This is a genomic window from Streptomyces sp. NBC_01477, assembly GCF_036227245.1.
In the GTDB taxonomy this organism is placed as follows: Bacteria; Actinomycetota; Actinomycetes; order Streptomycetales; family Streptomycetaceae; genus Actinacidiphila.
In genome coordinates this window covers 4,732,375-4,747,013 of sequence record NZ_CP109445.1, presented here as the reverse complement: position 1 = coordinate 4,747,013, position 14,639 = coordinate 4,732,375, and the positions used below count along the sequence as shown (strand labels likewise).

Sequence of the window (14,639 nt, the reverse complement as noted above, 5' to 3'; positions counted from 1 at the left end):
TCATGTACCACTCCGTCGCAGACTGCCGCGACGACCCGTACCTGGTCACCGTCAGCCCGCGGCGGCTCGCCGGGCAACTCGCCTGGCTGCGGCGGAACGGGCTGACCGGCGTCGGCGTCGGCGAACTCCTGCGGGCCCGCGCGGAAGGCCGCGGGCGCGGGCTCGTCGGGCTCACCTTCGACGACGGTTACGCCGACTTCCTCACCAACGCGGTGCCGTTGCTGCTCCATTACGGCCACCGCGCCACCGTCTTCGTCCTGCCGGGTCGGCTCGGCGGCACCAACGCGTGGGACGCGGACGGGCCGAGCAAGCGGCTGCTCACCGCCCAGGGCATCCGTTCGGTCGGCTCCGCCGGGATGGAGGTGGGGTCGCACGGGCTCGTCCACACCGACCTCACGTCGGCCGACGAGGGTCGGCTCGCCGCCGAGGCCGCCGACAGCCGGGCCCTGCTCACCGACGTCACCGGGCGGGCGCCGGACGGCTTCTGCTACCCGTACGGTGCGGTCGACTCCCGCGCTGTCCTCGCGGTGCGTGCGGCGGGTTACCGCTACGCCTGCGGGGTCGCGCCCGGGCCGCTCGCCGGGCCCTTCGCCCTGCCCCGCACCTACGTCGGCGACCGCGATTCGCCCGCGCGGCTGCGGGTGAAGCGCCTGCTTCACGCCTTTCCCGCGGGGCGCGTGCCCTTGCGGAGGTTGCGGGCGCTCCATGCGTAGCCGCTGCCGCGGTGGGGGTGGGTGCCGGCCGGTGACCTTCCGACGGTTCGTCGTGGCTGGTCGCGCGGTTCCCCGCGCCCCTGGGGTGGCAGGTGCCCGCTGCCGTCCAACGGTTCGTCGTGGTTGCGCGCGCAGTTCCCCGCGCCCCTGGACGGCACCCTCTCCCGCACCGCTCGACCACACCCATGTCAACGGCGAGACCCTCACGAGGGCCGCCAAGAGCGGCGCCCCCAGCCCCACCAAACCGACACGTGACCAGGTACAGCCCCCACCCGAGGGGCGCGGGGAACCACAACGCACCGCCACAAGGCCACGGCCAACCACCACCCCAAAGGGGCGTGGGAAACTGCGCGCGCAACCACGACGGACCGTCCCGTGGAAACAGACCGCAATCGCCCCCGAGGGGCGCGAGGAACTGCGCGACCAGTCACGACGGACCGGCGTGCGGGCACGGCCCGGAAAAGCCCCCTCGCCGAGCGGGGCGGCGCATGGCGGCGCGGCGGCACCGACGCAGCCCCCAAGCGGTGAGGCCCGGTGAAAATCGTGCACGTCATCACCGGCCTCGGCATCGGCGGAGCCGAACAGCAACTGCGGCTCCTGCTGCGGCACCTGCCGCCCGACAAGGCGTCGTGCCACGTCGTGACGCTGACGAATCCCGGCCCCGTCGCGGACGGGATCAGGTCGGACGGCACGGCGGTCACCCACCTGGGCATGGCGGGCAACCGGGACCTGAGCGTATTGCCGCGGCTGGCGGCGCTGATCAGGTCGGGGGGATTCGACCTGGTGCACACCCACCTCTACCGCGCCTGCGTGTACGGCAGGGTCGCCGCCCGCCTGGCGGGAGTGCGGGCGGTGGTGGCGACGGAGCATTCGCTCGGGGACTCGCAGATCGAGGGCAGGCCGCTGAGCGCGGGCACGCGGGCGCTCTACCGCGTGACGGAGCGGATGGGCGCGGGCACCGCCGCGGTGTCCGCGACCGTCGCGCACCGGCTGCGCGCCTGGGGCGTCGCGGACGACCGCATCCATGTGGTGCCGAACGGCATCGACCCGGAGCGGTTCCGCTACGACGCCGCAGTACGTGCGACGGCGCGCGAGCGCCTCGGTCTGCCGCCCGCGGCCTACGCCGTCGTCGGCGTCGGCCGCCTTGTGCCGGAAAAGCGCTTCGACCTGCTCATCCGCGCGACCGCCGCGAATCCCGGCACGCGTCTGCTGCTCACGGGAACGGGCCCGGAGCGCGGCAACCTGCTGCGACTTGCCGCGGGCCTCGGCACGGCGGACCGCGTCGCGGTGGTGAGCGGCGCGGACGGCGGACCCGATGTGCCCGCCGTGCTGGCCGCAGCCGACCTGTTCGTGTCGCCGAGCCCCGAGGAGGCCTTCGGGCTGGCCGTGGTGGAGGCGCTGGCTGCCGGGCTGCCGGTGCTGTACGCGGCCTGCCCGGCGATCGAGGACCTGCCGCCGCAGGACGCGCCCGGCGCGCTCCGGATCGGCGGCGACCCGGCGCAATTGGCCGCGGCGATCGGCCGGCAGCGCCGGGCGGGCCACGTACGGCTGCCGGTCGCGGCGGCCGTCGAGCACTACCACATCGCCCATACCGCGGACCGCGTCATGGCCCTGTACGCCTCGGCCCTCGCGTCCGCCCGGAAGAAATGAGCACGCGCATGAAGGCACCCCGCTGGATCCCGCTGCCGTTGGGCCTCGGCGTCGGCCTGCTCGGCGGCCTCGGCTACGCCCTTGCCGCGGCGCCGCAATATGCCGCAACCAGTTATGTGATGGTCGTACCGCAGCAGGCGGACTCACCGACGGCGCTGGGCTTCGCGCAGGCGTACGGCCGGGTGGTGACCGGCTCCGCGGTGCTGGCGGGGGCGCAGGCCGCCGCCGGGACGCCCGCCGACAGCCTGCGCGGGCACGTACAGGCGCAGACGTCGCCGGACGCGCCGATGATCTCGGTGACCGGTACGGCGTCGAGCGGGTCCGCTGCGGCGCGTTACGCCAACGCCGTGGCCCAGTCCCTCACCGCGACCGGCAACCGCAGCGCGCCGAGTACCGGCGTCCGGCTGCTCGTCTTCTCGCCCGCGTCCGCGCCCGCCTCCCCTGCCTCGCCGTCCGCGGCCCTGTCCGCGGCGGTGGGCGCGAGCGCGGGCGGGCTGCTGGGCGCGCTCGCGCTGCTCGTACGGCCCGCGCCACGGCGCGAGGACGCGGACGACGCGGCGGCCGTACCGGCACCGGCGCACGCCCTCACCGCCCGGGAAACCGTGTGATCGCCGCCCTGGCCCCCGGCCTGTCCGTCACCATGTGCCGCGACCCGCGGGAATTCGCCGCGCTCGCCGGCGAGTGGACGGACCTGCACCGGCGCTGCCCGCAGGCGACGCCCTTCCAGAGCCACGCCTGGCTGCACTCCTGGTGGTTGTCCTACGCCACGCGCCGCGACCGCCTCCGGGTGGTCCTGGTGCACCGCCAGGGCGTCCTGGTGGGCGCGGCCCCGCTGCTGCGCACGTACCGTCCGCTGCCGGTGCTGCTGCCGCTCGGCGGCGGCATCACCGACTACGCGGACGTCCTGCTGGCCGCCGACACCGCGTCAGCCGACGTGGCCGCCGCCCTTGCCGCGGGGCTGCGGCGGGCCGCGCGGGGTGCGGTGGTCGACCTGCGGGAGGTACGGCCCGGGGGCGCGGCCATGGCGCTGTACGACGCGTGGCACGGGCCGAAGCGGCGGGTGCCCGGCTCGGTGTGCCTGGAGCTGCCGGGGCTGCCGATGGACGGGCTGATCGCGCGGGTCGGGAGTTCGCGCGGGCAGCGCATCCGGGCCGATCTGCGCAGGCTGGACGCGGCAGGGGTGGAGGAGCGCGACGTCGGCGCGCACGAGGTGCGGGACGCGGTGGCCACCATGCTGCGGCTGCACCATATGCAGTGGCAGGGCCGCGGGGTGACACCGGAGCACGCACGACCGCGCTTCGCCGAACACCTGGCGCGGGCGGCGACCGCCATGGTGGCGGCGGGAGAGGCGGTGCTCACCGAATTCAGCGTCGGCGGCACAGTGGTCGCGGCGAATCTGACCGTCCTGTCACCCGCCCTGGCCGGCGGCTACCTCTACGGCGCCCACCCGGACCTGCGCGCCGCGAAGGTCGATGTGACGACGCTGCTGATGCGGCACGGAGTACGCCACGCGGCGGGCGCCGGGCGGCCGGTGCTGACCCTGCTGCGGGGCGCGGAGCCGCACAAATTCCACTGGCGGCCCGAGCGCATGGCAAACCAGCGCCTTCTGCTGGCGAACCGCCCGCTCGCGCCCGTCCTGCACGGCCGCCACGCCCTGGCCGCCGCCCGCACCCGCCTGGTCCGTACAGCCGCGGCCCGGCTGCCCGCGCTCCGGGCCTGGCGCGCCCGACTGAACGACCTGCGGGCGCGCCGGACATGACGCGGGACCACCGCTCACGCCCTCTTCTTCGGCGCCGGCTACCCCTTCGACTTGAGGCGGACGCACGCCTCGCCGCTCTGGTACTGCTTCTTCGTCCCGGCGCTCAGCCCAAGCGACACGCAACCCTCGACCACGGGTGACGGCTTCGGTACGGACCCGGCCCCCGGCGCGGTCGGTACGGCGGTCGGCGCGGTCGTCGGCGTGACAGTGATCGGGTCCGGCGTCTCTGTGGACGCCGGCGTGGCAATGGGCGTCGGCGTCGCAGTGGGCGCGGGCGTCACCGTCGGGGTCGGCGTCACCGGATCCGTGGGCTCGGGCAGCGGCTCGGGCTGCGTATCGGTGTCGTAGAGCATCGCGCGGAAGACCTTGGAGGACAGCGGGTTGTCCTCGCACTGCCACACGCCGTGCGGGCAGTAGTCGGTGATGGTCTCGTAGAGCGCGTGGTGGTCGGTCATCCAGCGCAGCATCAGGGCGACGTAGTCGGGGTCGTCGCCGTTCCTGAACAGGCCCCACTCCGGGTAGGAGATCTCCTTGCCGTGCCCGGCCGCGAAATCGACCTGCGCCTGGAGCCCGTACGGCTCGCTGACCTGCTCGTCGAAGGACTCCTCCGACAGCTGGTCGTAGGAGTCCATGCCGATGACGTCGACCGTGTCGTCGCCGGGGTAGCACTCGGTCCACGGGACGTCGTCCGTACCGCGGCTCGGCGCGAAGTCGAAGCGGAACTCCTGGCCAGGCACCGCCCGCATCGCGGCGACGATGCGGTTCCAGTACGTCTTCCAGTCCTCGGGGTCGGGACCGCAGCGGTGGGAATAGGTGGTGCCGTTCATCTCCCAGCCGAGCACGATCATGGTGTCGGGCACGCCCAGTTCCACCAGGTGCTGCGCCAGCCGGGTGAAGTGCTCGTCGAAGGCGCCGCTCGCGCCCTGCCGGATCAGCGAGCGCACCTGGCTGTCGCCGAGGTGGTCCTCGTTGCGCTCCTGCATCGGCACATTGAGCACGAACATCCGGCCCGGGTCGGCCCGCCGCCAGTCGGCCCACGGCTGGAGCAGGTCCTGCTCGCCCTCGATGCCGTCCCAGCTGCCGCCGGGCAGATAGGTGTGGCCGACCCGCATCGGCGTACCGCCGAGCCAGGTCTCCAGGTCGGCGATGTGCTGGACGCCCTCGGCCCCTGAGTCGGTGAACGCGCCCATGTACGGGAGGTTCACGGTGCCGGCCTGGGCCGACGTCGCGCCGGACGAGGCTCGGCCGCCCGTGAAGGCGGAGCCGAGCGCGCTGGTCGCCGGACCGGTCACCAGCAGCGCGGCCGCGGCGGCTCCGACACCCGCTCCGGCCATCCAGTGCCGTCGGTGGGCCATGGTCACTCCTTGCTCGTCGGACGCGAACGCGGGGACACGTACACACACAGGCACAAAGGGGTGAGCGTGCCTCCTCACGGCCAGTCATAACGTATGAGGAATGAGCGCGCGCTCGGAAGTGGTCCATACGCGGCGTCAGGCGCCATACGTATGACGGATTACGGCCTGGCGCGACTCTCCGACGTTTCGTCAATACCGCCGTCCCATAGCGGCAGAAAGCCGATGTGGGCATCACTCGGGCGGATGAATTTCCGGTCACCGCTCACCGATAATCCGCAGTTTCTCACCCCTACGGCTGCATGATTGCCCGGCAGCCGATCGGTCACAACCGAACGAGAGGAGTCGGTCATGGGCGAAAGCGATGCCACGGAGAAAGGCCGCAGGACGGCTTCGCGCCCCGCGGTGACCCGCAGGCGGGTGATCACGTCGGGCGTGACGGCCGCCGCCGCGGTGTCGGGGACCGCGGTGGCGCTGCGGCCGGTGCTGACGGCAGGTCAGGAACGCTCTGACGGCGCCCCTGGCGGCTCCGCAGCCGGCGCCGGGGCCGACGGGTCACCGCGGGCACCGCTCGCGCCGGGTACCGCTCCCGCGCTCTTCGACGAGGTCTACCGGGGCCGCCGCATCCAGGGCTTCCCCGACCCGGGGGAGGAGGGCGTGGCCATCACGGTCGACGGGCAGCCGTTGCAGCTCATGCGGCGGGTGGACGGCAGCTGGATCAGCGTGGCCAACCACTACCAGCCCTATACGACGCCGCTGGCCACCGCCAAGGGCGCGGTCGACGTCATCGGCCGCGCCGAGCTGTCCATGACCGCCGAGCACCACCACTGATCCGAGCACTCTCACCGATCGGGGCCGCCACCCGTGTACACCCGCGTCAATCAGCGGAATCTGACCAGCAGCCAGCGCACCCGCTTCGTCAAGGCGGTCATCGAGCTCAAGCGCTCGGGCCGCTACGACAAGTACGTCCGGCTGCACGCCGAATACTTCGCCGCGGACGGCGAGAGCGGGCTGCGGGTGGCGCACATGTCGCCGACCTTCTTCCCCTGGCACCGGCAGTTCCTGCTGGTCTTCGAACGTGAGCTGCAGACCATCGATCGCGGGGTCACCGTCCCGTACTGGGACTGGACCACCGACAACAAGACGACGTCCGCGCTGTGGGCGGACGACTTCATGGGCGGCAACGGGCGGCGCAGCGACGGACAGGTGATGACCGGTCCCTTCGCGCACCGGACGGGCAACTGGCCGATCAACTACGGCGTCACCAGGGAGAAGTACCTGACCCGCAACATGGGCCGGCCCGACCGCCCCATCGCACTGCCCACCAAGGCCGAGCTGCGCGGAGCGCTGGCACTGGCCGCGTACGACACGGCGCCGTGGAATTCCGCGCCGGCCACGCAGGGCTTCCGCAACAAGATCGAGGGCTGGACGGTCAGCGAGACCAAGGGCGGCTATCTGCACAACCGGGTGCACCAGTGGGTCGGCGGCCACATGGTCGGCGCCGCCTCGCCGAACGACCCGGTCTTCTGGCTGCACCACTCCTTCATCGACCTGATCTGGGTGCACTGGCAGCGCCAGCACCCGAAGTCGTCCTACCTGCCGAGCAGACCCCTGCCGGCGAACGACCGGCAACATGCCCGGGTGATCAGCGCGGACGAGCTGATGCCGCCCTTCAGGGTGAAGCCGTCGGCGGTCTTGGACCACCGGAAGTTCTACACGTACGAGGAGGGCTGACGCACGAGCGACCGCAGTGGTCGGCCGAGGAACGAGGCCGCCCACGAAGGACGCGAGCAGGAAGACCGACCCACAACCCAGAAGGCTGACGCACGAGCGACCGCAGTGGTCGGCCCGGGCACGCGCGCAACGCAAGACGGCCTCCCGTACGCGAGGTGACGGGAGGCCGCGCCGGTGCGGGTTTAGTACGCGTCCGCGCCCTGCAGGGGCACGATCGGGGCCGAGATGTTCTCGCACGTGTTGCCGAACGCGGGGTTCAGCAGGCCGATCACGTCGATGGTGTTGCCGCAGAGGTTGACCGGAATGTGCACCGGAACCTGGAGCAGGTTGCCGGACAGCACACCCGGGGAACCGACCGCAGCACCCGCGGCGCCGGCGTCGGCGGCGGCCATCCCGGCTCCGCCGGCAAGCACGGCACCCGCAGCGGCGGTGACAGCCGCAGCCTTTGCGATACGCGACATCAAGATCTCCCTGAGACGAAAAAAGCAGCCGCAAACAGCTGCGGCTTTGACGCAATGCGCAACGGGAGGAGATCACCAATAGTCACGCAAGTTGAGCTGAACCAGTGATTCGGTATCGGATTACGCCGATGGAGTGACAGGCGAGGCGGGCCACCGCTTCCGGCCGTTAGGGTCCGGCGCATGACCCAGACCAATACCGCGTCCGCCACGTCACTGATGAGCCGTCTCGGCACCCTCGTGGTGATTCCGTGGGCAGGCGAACACCTCGAAGACGGCAACGACATGGCATTCCTGATGGCCTACACCCTCGGTGACGGCGTCGCGGGCCGCGAGGGCTCGGAAGCCGCCGCGCTCACCGTCGCGGAAGAGGCCGGGCTGCCGGTCGGCGGCGCCGTCCTCGATGTCGCCCAGGTGCCGAAATCCCCGGTGAAGGTGCTGGTCGAAGGCGGCAAGGCGGTCCTGACGATGCCGTATCTGCATGTGGCCTGCCCCGTCCCCGAGCAGTGGGTCGCGGCCGCGCGCGACCGCGGGGCGGTCTATGTCATCCTCGCCAGCCGGCCGTGGCCCGAGGCCGTACCCGGCCGGGCGGTCACCGAGGCCGCGCTGCAGGCCTTCGCGGCGGACGAGGCTGTACTCCGCACGGCCGCGCACTGCCTGGTCCCGGTGGGCACGCTGACGTCCTGACGGCCCCGGCGGAGACCGGCGGTCCCCGCACGACGGGTGTCGTGCGGGGACCGGTGGCGGCGGCTTACGAGTTCACGAGTTCGTTGCCGGCGCTGACGGCGTCAGACCCGGCCTGTACGGCTTTCTTGACGGCGGAGACCTTCTTGTCGACGCCGGTCTGCGCGAGCACTCCGTGTGTCGCGGTCGCGGCCTGCTCACCTGCGGCCTGGGCGGTCACGGCGGTACCGGTGAGGGTGCCGGCGAGGTCGGCGGCCTGAGCCGTCGCGGTCGCGGACGTGGCTGCGGCGAGCAGGACCGAGCCTGCCGCCGCCTTGCTGAGGAATCGGCGTACGTTCATGTTGCTGACAACGAGTGACCGCCCGCCAGGGCACGCCGGGTCACCCCCACAAGGTGGTGCCCAGCGTCACCCCCGCGAACGCGGCACCGAGCCCGGCAGCCACGCTGAGCAGCACGTTCCCGGCCGCGTACGCCTTCGCGCCGCTCTCCGCGAGCCGCAGCGTCTCGTACGAGAAGGTCGAGTACGTGGTCAGCGCCCCGCACAGCCCCGTGCCGATCAGCAGGTGCAGCCGTGCGGACGCGGCGCCCTCGGCGGCGGCGCCGGTGAGGGCGCCGAGGACCAGGCAGCCGACGACGTTGACCGTGAGGGTGCCCCAGGGGAAGACCGAGGCGTGCCGGGACTGGACCGCCCGGTCGGTCAGGTAGCGCACCGGCGCCCCGACGGCCGCGCCGGCGATGACCAGCAGCCAGTTCATGACGCGGCGCCGCCGGTCCTGGCGGTGTGCCGGACGACCTCGCAGGCGTCCAGGACCACCAGTCCCTCGTCGACGAGTTCGTCCAGCTCGGGCAGGAAGCCGCGGACGCGCTCCTCGGTGTCCACGATGACCACGGCCACCGGCAGGTCCTCGCTGAGCGAGAGCAGCCGGGAGGTGTGGATCAGCGAGGAGCCGCCGAAGCCCTCGATGCCGTGGAAGACGCTGGCCCCGGCGAGCCCGGCGCGCTTCGCCCGGTGCACGATCTCGGTGTAGACCGGCTTGTGGTGCCACCGGTCGCTCTCGCCGAGCAGGACCGTCATCCGCAGCGCGGCGCCCGAGAGCCGCCGATGCCCGCCGCCGTCGTCCGTCTCACTGATCGTCACATGTCTCATCGTGCCCTGCGGGCCAGGACCCCGCGGGTCGCCCACGCCGCGGCCCATACCGCGGCGAGGGCCGCCACGAGGGCCGCGGCGGCGTAGCAGAGGGCGGTGCCCGCCTGATGGGCGTCGACCAGGCGGCGGGTCTCGACGGCGTACGCGGAGAAGGTGGTGTAGCCGCCGAGCACACCGGTGCCGAAGAACGGCCGTACGAGGCGGTGCGCGGCCCACACCTCGGTGATCAGCACCATGAGGACGCCGATGACCGCGCATCCGGTGACGTTCACCCAGAACGTCGTCCACGGGAATGTGCCGGGCGTCTGCGGCCACCGCAGGGCGGCGCCGTAACGGGCGCAGGCCCCGCCGACACCGCCGGCCGCGACCGCGCCGACGACAAGCCACTGGTCGTGCATCAGCCCCGGCCGGTCGTGCGCCTGCATGGTTCGGCGTCTCCTGCGGCTCGGGGTCGTCGGGACGGTCAGCGTAATGGCGAACCCGCGGTCCATTGCGACGGCTTCCCGTGCCGCGCCGCCCATGGCCACCGGAATGCCGGCCGGGGCGATGGTGACAGAGCGCGGTCCGGCTGTTGCACGGGCGTGACAACGGCCGGACAGGGGAGGGACGTTGCACGGGCATCGTATGACTCACCGCCGGCGCGGACCGCGCCGCAGCATGACACGTCATCTTTTACCGGGGGAAGCCGTCATGACCGTTCGCGCCGGACGCCGCGCCACTGCCACCGCCATCGCCCTCACCGCGAGCATCACCGCGGGGCTCGGCCTTCTGCTGACCGGCTGCGGGCCCGAGGACGCCACCGGCGCCGACGACCCCAACCCGTCGGCGACGAGCACCGCGAACGGCACCGGCGGCACCAGCACCGGCACCCCGAACGGCAGTGGCGGCACCAGCGGCGGGGGAGCCACCGCCACGCCCGTCGTCAGCAAGGCGCCGGCGTCCGCGCCGCCGCTCAACGGCACCGCCCACAACGGCCTGACGATCAGCGACGGCACCCGCTTCGTCGTGATGAACGGCACCCGGGTCGACTTCGGCACCGCCGTACGCGACCTGGCCTGGTCGCCCGACGGCAGGAAGGCGGCCTTCGTGGACGGCGACGGCGACCTCGCCGTCAGCGACCCGGACGGCAGCGGCCGTACGGTCGTCGCGAAGAACCCGGGCGGCCAGACCTGGTCCCACCCCACCTGGCAGGTGCGGCCCGCCGACCCGGACAACGGCCTTCCGCGGCTGAACGAGCTGATCTTCGCCGGCCGCAAGGACGGCGTGGCCAAGCTCTACGGCGTCCCCGCGACCGGCCACAATGCCAAGCCCTCCGTGCTCAGCCTGAACCACTACTCCGGTGAGGACATCAAGCAGCTGCCGCAGACCGGCAATGTGTGGCCTAGCGCCGCAGGCACCCACGGCACCTCCGTCTACGCCAACACCGCCGACGGGCAGGTCTACATCCGCGACGACTACCTGCGGCAGCAGGGCTCCGCGATCACCAAGGGCTCCGAGCCCGCGTTCGCGCCGGGCGACGACGAGGGCTTCGTCTTCGTCCGCTCCGTCGGCGGCCACGACCACCTCTTCCGGGAGACGTCCGGCAACAACGGCCCGGTCTTCAAGGACCTCACGCCGAACGCCACCACCGACTACACCGAGCCGGCCTTCTCCCCCGACGGCCGCACCGTCGCCGCCCGCACCCCGAACGGCATCGTGACGCTGCCCGCCAACGGCTCCAAGGCGCCGGTCAAGGTGTCCGGCTACGTGGGCCTGCCCGCCTACCGCGGCTGACCCGCGCCGCGCTACGGGCGGTCGGCCAGCTCCGCCCGCAGCGTGTCGAGATGGGCGTCGGCGACGTCGTGCGGCAGGAATTCCACCACGTCGACGAAGCGGAAGACCACCTGCGAGGCGGTCACCGCGAACTCGTAGTCGGCGAAGCCGACCACCGCACCCATGGAGCCCCGCACCGCGCCCCGGACCACATGCGCCGTCATGTCGTCCGGGGTACGCGCGCTGGTACCGCGCCGGGCGTTGGGCCTGGCCAGATACGGGCACACCATCGAGGCGTAGAGCATGCACGCCCGGTGCCCCGGCCCCTCGAGGGTGGCCGCGAGATTGCGGTACGGCCGCCCGGCGGCCAGCGCCTCGGCTATCGCGGCGCTCTCGCCTGCGCCCACCACCCGCCAGACCGGGCCGCGCGGCATCAGCACATTGCAGACGGAGCACAGCCGCTCCCGGGCGCAGTTCGCGCTGCGCTCGTAGTCGGTCAGCGCGAACTGCGGCTGGTCGCCCTCCCACGGGGTGATGGCGGGCACGGGATAGCCGCGCACATCGCGCGGCCTGGCGTCGACGGACTGCGGCATGGGAACGGATTCGAAACGCACCCGCCCTGCCTATCAGGAGGAGCGGGACCTGCGGAACAGCCGCCCCCAGCCGCCCCTGCCCTGCGACTCGGAAACGGGCGGCTCCTGCGCCGGAGCCGCTTCCTCCCTCGCCGCCGCCTCCGCGGCCCTGGCGGCCCGCCAGTCCGCGAGGACCTGCTCTGCGTCGAAGAGCCCGCGGCCCAGCGGCGGTCCCTCGGGGGGCCGCCGCAGCGCGTCGCGCAGCTTGTCGTTGATCGCCGCGACGATCCGCAGGACCTGCGCCTCGGTGGCCGCCGCGGCGACGGCCTCCATCGCGTCCTCCGCCTCCTTGCGCAGCACCAGCGACGGCGGCAGCGCGGACAGTCCTTCGCGCTGCATTTTGCCGCGGATCCACCACAGCTCGTCATAGGGGGCGTCCAGCGACGGCAGCGGTTTGCCCGCTCCCGGCAGGGCCGCGAAATCCCCGCGGCGCTCGGCGTCGCGTATCTGCTTGTCGGCCCAGGTCTCGAAGGAGACGCCGGGCGGCTTGCGCTCGGTCATGCCGTACTCCTCCCGCTCCCGCACGGCCCGCCCACAGGGCCCGTACGACGACGGCGCTGGCCCCCAGGTTACAAGCGGGACCCGAACGGCGGCCGGGCGCGGGCGGCCAGCAGCGCCACGTCGTCCTCCGCCACGGACGGCGCGAGCCGGTGCACGATACGGGCGAGCAGCGCGTCGAGCGGCCCGGCCGGGTGCTGGAGCTCCAGCGCCGCGAGCCTGGCCAGCGACGTGTCGATGTCCTCGGTGCGCCGCTCGACCAGGCCGTCGGTGTACAGCAGCAGGGTGTCGCCGGCCGGCCAGGGTACGTACACGGTCTCGTACCGGCCGCGCAGGTCCGCGCCGAGCGGCGGCCCCGGCGGGACGTCCAGCAGCCGTACCCGGCCGTCAGGGGTGATCATGGCGGGCGGCAGATGGCCGGCGTTGGCGAACCAGCAGCCGCCGCGTACGGGGTCGGCCAGCGCCAGCAGGCAGGTGGCGGGGCGCTCGGTGCCCGCCGCGGCCAGCAGCGTGTCCATCCGGCGCAGGATGCGGTCCGGCGGGTCGCCCTCGCCCGCGACCACCCGCAGCATCGAGCGGTAGTGGCTCATCTCCACGGCCGCCTCGACGCCGTGGCCCATCACGTCGCCCATCGCCAGCAGGGTGATCCCGTGGGGCAGCGCCCGCGTGTCGAACCAGTCGCCGCCCACCAGATCCGTCGCCCCGGCCGGCAGATAGCGGCTCGCGACGTCGATCTGCGGATGCGGGGTGCCGGGCGCGGCCAGCAGTGCCCGCTGCAAGTCCACGGCGATGCCGTGCTCGCGGCTGTAGCGGCGGGCGTTGTCCATACTGATCGCCGCCCGGTCGGCGAGCGCCGTCGCCACCGCCACGTCCTCCTCGCCGAAGGCCGGCGAGGAGCCGGCCCTGATCAGCGTGACCGTGCCGAGCTGCACCCCGCGCGCCGCCAGCGGCACCACCAGCCCCGAGTGGATGCCCGCCGCGCGGTACGCCGCCACCCGGGCCGCGTTCGGCGCGGACTTGCGCAGGTCGGGGTCGGCCGGCACGTTGTACGTCATCGCGCGGCCCGTCTCCAGACAGCGCGGAATCGCCGAGCCCGCCTGGTAGTCGATGTACTCGCCCGGCACGCCGAACTGCTGCACCGACTCCCGCAGCCGCGGCACCGCCACCATCGCGGCCCGGCGCAGCCGCACCGTCCCGCCGGGTGGCGGCCGGCGGCCCTCGGCACCGGTCATCGCCAGCAGCTCCACCGTCGCCACGTCCGCGATCACCTCGACCAGCAGGTCGCACAGCTCCTGGCAGGTGCGGTCGATCTCCAGCGTCCGGCCGATCCGCACCGCGGCCGCGTCCAGCAACTGGAGCCGCTCCCTGGTCCGCTCCAGCTCCGCCCGCACCTCGCGGTCAGCGCTCACCTCGAAGACCACCGCGCCCAGCCCGCGCACCCGGCCCTCCGCGTCCACCAGCCGGTGGTAGCTGCCGCGCCACACCCGCAGCCGGTGCGCCGACTCCGCCCGGGTCTGCCCGCTCGACACGACCTCGCGGGTGCGGCCGTCCGCCAGCACCTGGCGCAAGGTCTCGACGCCCGCGTCCACCCGGGGGATGATCTCGGCGATCGTCCGCCCGAGGTGCGCGTCCGCGTCGAGCCCGTTCATGAGCGCGAGCGCCGGGTTGACGTACACATAGCGCAGGTCGGTGTCCAGTACGGCGACGCCGGCCGCTGTGCCGTTGAGCAGGGCGTCCCACGCCCATGCACCGGCTTCCGCCGGAGGGTCGTCGTGCATCCCCGTCCCTCCTGCCCGTTCCGGCCGTCACCCAGCTACGTTCCACGATGCGCGCCACGTGCCCGAACCGCACCTATTCGCTGGTCGCGTGGCTGTTGGGGGTGCGCGTTCGCCGGGCCGCGTGCTTGGGGGGTGCCCTTGCGGTACGTCCTTGTCCGCGGCGGCACCGTGGCTGGGCGCGCAGTTCCCCGCGCCCCTGGGGGGTGCCCCTTGCGGTACGTGATTGCCTGCGGCGCCGTCGGGGCTGGGCGCGCAGTTCCCCGCGGCGCTGGGGGGTGCCCCTTGCGGTAGGTGATCGGCCGACCCTGCGTCTCGGTTGCGGGCGCAGTTCCCCGCGCCCCTGGGAGGCTCGGGCCGCCGTGCGGACAGCGCGCCACGCCCGGGGCCGACCGCGCGGTTCCCGCGTTCCGGGGGTGCACCTTGCGGTGCGTGCTTGCCTGCGGCGCCGCTGTGGTTGCGCACGCAGTTCCTCGCGCCTCTTC

Annotated in this window: 17 protein-coding genes; 8 read left to right on the top strand and 9 right to left on the bottom strand. The window is 73.2% G+C overall.

All coding sequences use genetic code 11. The features are described from left to right. Positions 1–2: 2 nt before the first annotated feature. The 4 genes from OHA86_RS19995 to OHA86_RS19980 all read left to right on the top strand — a co-directional run bounded on the left by OHA86_RS19995 (position 3) and on the right by OHA86_RS19980 (position 4,122). Positions 3–713 carry a polysaccharide deacetylase family protein gene (locus tag OHA86_RS19995; protein WP_443071779.1) on the top strand — a complete coding sequence of 237 codons (711 nt, stop codon included), beginning with the start codon at positions 3–5 and terminating at the stop codon, positions 711–713. A gap of 534 nt (positions 714–1,247) precedes the next feature. After that, entirely contained in the window at positions 1,248–2,363 is a 1,116-nt protein-coding gene (locus OHA86_RS19990) for a glycosyltransferase (protein ID WP_329177207.1), read from the top strand. 8 nt (positions 2,364–2,371) lie between these two features. Next, entirely contained in the window at positions 2,372–2,971 is a 600-nt protein-coding gene (locus OHA86_RS19985; RefSeq protein ID WP_329177206.1) for a lipopolysaccharide biosynthesis protein, read from the top strand. After that, on the top strand, positions 2,968–4,122 hold the full coding sequence (locus OHA86_RS19980) for a GNAT family N-acetyltransferase (protein ID WP_329177205.1): 1,155 nt from the start codon (positions 2,968–2,970) through the stop codon (positions 4,120–4,122). Before OHA86_RS19985 ends, OHA86_RS19980 begins: the two co-directional genes overlap by 4 nt. Before the next feature lie 38 nt (positions 4,123–4,160). On the opposite strand, the gene OHA86_RS19975 is transcribed toward OHA86_RS19980, so the two are convergent. Then, on the bottom strand, positions 4,161–5,477 hold the full coding sequence (locus OHA86_RS19975) for a glycoside hydrolase family 26 protein (RefSeq protein ID WP_329177203.1): 1,317 nt from the start codon (positions 5,475–5,477) through the stop codon (positions 4,161–4,163). 348 nt (positions 5,478–5,825) lie between these two features. Here OHA86_RS19975 and OHA86_RS19970 point away from each other — a divergent pair, with 348 nt between their 5' ends. Further along, positions 5,826–6,305: a tyrosinase family oxidase copper chaperone gene (locus OHA86_RS19970; protein ID WP_329177201.1), complete on the top strand. Its 480-nt coding sequence runs from the start codon at positions 5,826–5,828 to the stop codon at positions 6,303–6,305. Between the two features lie 33 nt (positions 6,306–6,338). Beyond that, positions 6,339–7,208, top strand: a complete 870-nt coding sequence (locus OHA86_RS19965) for a tyrosinase family protein (RefSeq protein ID WP_329177199.1) — start codon at positions 6,339–6,341, stop codon at positions 7,206–7,208. Between the two features lie 182 nt (positions 7,209–7,390). Here OHA86_RS19965 and OHA86_RS19960 read toward each other — a convergent pair whose 3' ends face one another. Then, on the bottom strand, positions 7,391–7,669 hold the full coding sequence (locus OHA86_RS19960; RefSeq protein WP_329177197.1) for a chaplin: 279 nt from the start codon (positions 7,667–7,669) through the stop codon (positions 7,391–7,393). A gap of 180 nt (positions 7,670–7,849) precedes the next feature. On the opposite strand from OHA86_RS19960, the gene OHA86_RS19955 reads away from it, so the two are divergent. Beyond that, on the top strand, positions 7,850–8,353 hold the full coding sequence (locus OHA86_RS19955) for a DUF5949 family protein (protein ID WP_329177195.1): 504 nt from the start codon (positions 7,850–7,852) through the stop codon (positions 8,351–8,353). A 64-nt stretch (positions 8,354–8,417) separates the two neighbouring features. Here the strand turns inward: OHA86_RS19955 and OHA86_RS19950 are convergent, their stop codons facing one another. From OHA86_RS19950 to crcB (OHA86_RS19935), 4 genes are all read right to left on the bottom strand, one after another. Then, positions 8,418–8,690, bottom strand: a complete 273-nt coding sequence (locus tag OHA86_RS19950; RefSeq protein WP_329177194.1) for a hypothetical protein — start codon at positions 8,688–8,690, stop codon at positions 8,418–8,420. A 40-nt stretch (positions 8,691–8,730) separates the two neighbouring features. Then, positions 8,731–9,105: a fluoride efflux transporter CrcB gene (crcB, locus tag OHA86_RS19945; RefSeq protein ID WP_329177193.1), complete on the bottom strand. Its 375-nt coding sequence runs from the start codon at positions 9,103–9,105 to the stop codon at positions 8,731–8,733. Continuing rightward, positions 9,102–9,425, bottom strand: a complete 324-nt coding sequence (locus OHA86_RS19940; protein WP_329182480.1) for a DUF190 domain-containing protein — start codon at positions 9,423–9,425, stop codon at positions 9,102–9,104. The genes crcB (OHA86_RS19945) and OHA86_RS19940 overlap by 4 nt, the downstream gene beginning before the upstream one ends. Before the next feature lie 68 nt (positions 9,426–9,493). Beyond that, entirely contained in the window at positions 9,494–9,922 is a 429-nt protein-coding gene (gene crcB / locus OHA86_RS19935) for a fluoride efflux transporter CrcB (protein ID WP_329177192.1), read from the bottom strand. A gap of 265 nt (positions 9,923–10,187) precedes the next feature. Between crcB (OHA86_RS19935) and OHA86_RS19930 the strand changes: the two genes are divergently transcribed. Beyond that, positions 10,188–11,270 carry a hypothetical protein gene (locus OHA86_RS19930; protein WP_329177191.1) on the top strand — a complete coding sequence of 361 codons (1,083 nt, stop codon included), beginning with the start codon at positions 10,188–10,190 and terminating at the stop codon, positions 11,268–11,270. A gap of 11 nt (positions 11,271–11,281) precedes the next feature. On the opposite strand, the gene OHA86_RS19925 is transcribed toward OHA86_RS19930, so the two are convergent. The 3 genes from OHA86_RS19925 to OHA86_RS19915 all read right to left on the bottom strand — a co-directional run bounded on the left by OHA86_RS19925 (position 11,282) and on the right by OHA86_RS19915 (position 14,157). Continuing rightward, the gene (locus OHA86_RS19925; protein WP_329177190.1) at positions 11,282–11,842 is read right to left on the bottom strand and encodes a hypothetical protein; all 561 of its coding nucleotides are present in this window, start codon (positions 11,840–11,842) and stop codon (positions 11,282–11,284) included. Positions 11,843–11,875: 33 nt separating this feature from the next. Continuing rightward, positions 11,876–12,382, bottom strand: a complete 507-nt coding sequence (locus OHA86_RS19920) for a J-domain-containing protein (protein WP_443071778.1) — start codon at positions 12,380–12,382, stop codon at positions 11,876–11,878. Between the two features lie 68 nt (positions 12,383–12,450). Next, on the bottom strand, positions 12,451–14,157 hold the full coding sequence (locus OHA86_RS19915; RefSeq protein WP_329177189.1) for a SpoIIE family protein phosphatase: 1,707 nt from the start codon (positions 14,155–14,157) through the stop codon (positions 12,451–12,453). Positions 14,158–14,639: the final 482 nt, after the last annotated feature.

Excerpts from the sequence above, each read along its gene's own strand:
- OHA86_RS19950 (WP_329177194.1), bottom strand. The coding sequence starts at position 8,690 with ATGAACGTACGCCGATTCCTCAGCAAGGCGGCGGCAGGCTCGGTCCTG.
- crcB (WP_329177193.1), bottom strand. The coding sequence starts at position 9,105 with ATGAACTGGCTGCTGGTCATCGCCGGCGCGGCCGTCGGGGCGCCGGTG.
- OHA86_RS19955 (WP_329177195.1), top strand. The coding sequence starts at position 7,850 with ATGACCCAGACCAATACCGCGTCCGCCACGTCACTGATGAGCCGTCTC.
- OHA86_RS19995 (WP_443071779.1), top strand. The coding sequence starts at position 3 with ATGTACCACTCCGTCGCAGACTGCCGCGACGACCCGTACCTGGTCACC.
- OHA86_RS19940 (WP_329182480.1), bottom strand. The coding sequence starts at position 9,425 with ATGACGGTCCTGCTCGGCGAGAGCGACCGGTGGCACCACAAGCCGGTC.
- crcB (WP_329177192.1), bottom strand. The coding sequence starts at position 9,922 with ATGCAGGCGCACGACCGGCCGGGGCTGATGCACGACCAGTGGCTTGTC.
- OHA86_RS19925 (WP_329177190.1), bottom strand. The coding sequence starts at position 11,842 with ATGCCGCAGTCCGTCGACGCCAGGCCGCGCGATGTGCGCGGCTATCCC.
- OHA86_RS19930 (WP_329177191.1), top strand. The coding sequence starts at position 10,188 with ATGACCGTTCGCGCCGGACGCCGCGCCACTGCCACCGCCATCGCCCTC.
- OHA86_RS19920 (WP_443071778.1), bottom strand. The coding sequence starts at position 12,382 with ATGACCGAGCGCAAGCCGCCCGGCGTCTCCTTCGAGACCTGGGCCGAC.
- OHA86_RS19975 (WP_329177203.1), bottom strand. The coding sequence starts at position 5,477 with ATGGCCCACCGACGGCACTGGATGGCCGGAGCGGGTGTCGGAGCCGCC.
- OHA86_RS19915 (WP_329177189.1), bottom strand. The coding sequence starts at position 14,157 with ATGCACGACGACCCTCCGGCGGAAGCCGGTGCATGGGCGTGGGACGCC.
- OHA86_RS19970 (WP_329177201.1), top strand. The coding sequence starts at position 5,826 with ATGGGCGAAAGCGATGCCACGGAGAAAGGCCGCAGGACGGCTTCGCGC.
- OHA86_RS19960 (WP_329177197.1), bottom strand. The coding sequence starts at position 7,669 with ATGTCGCGTATCGCAAAGGCTGCGGCTGTCACCGCCGCTGCGGGTGCC.
- OHA86_RS19985 (WP_329177206.1), top strand. The coding sequence starts at position 2,372 with ATGAAGGCACCCCGCTGGATCCCGCTGCCGTTGGGCCTCGGCGTCGGC.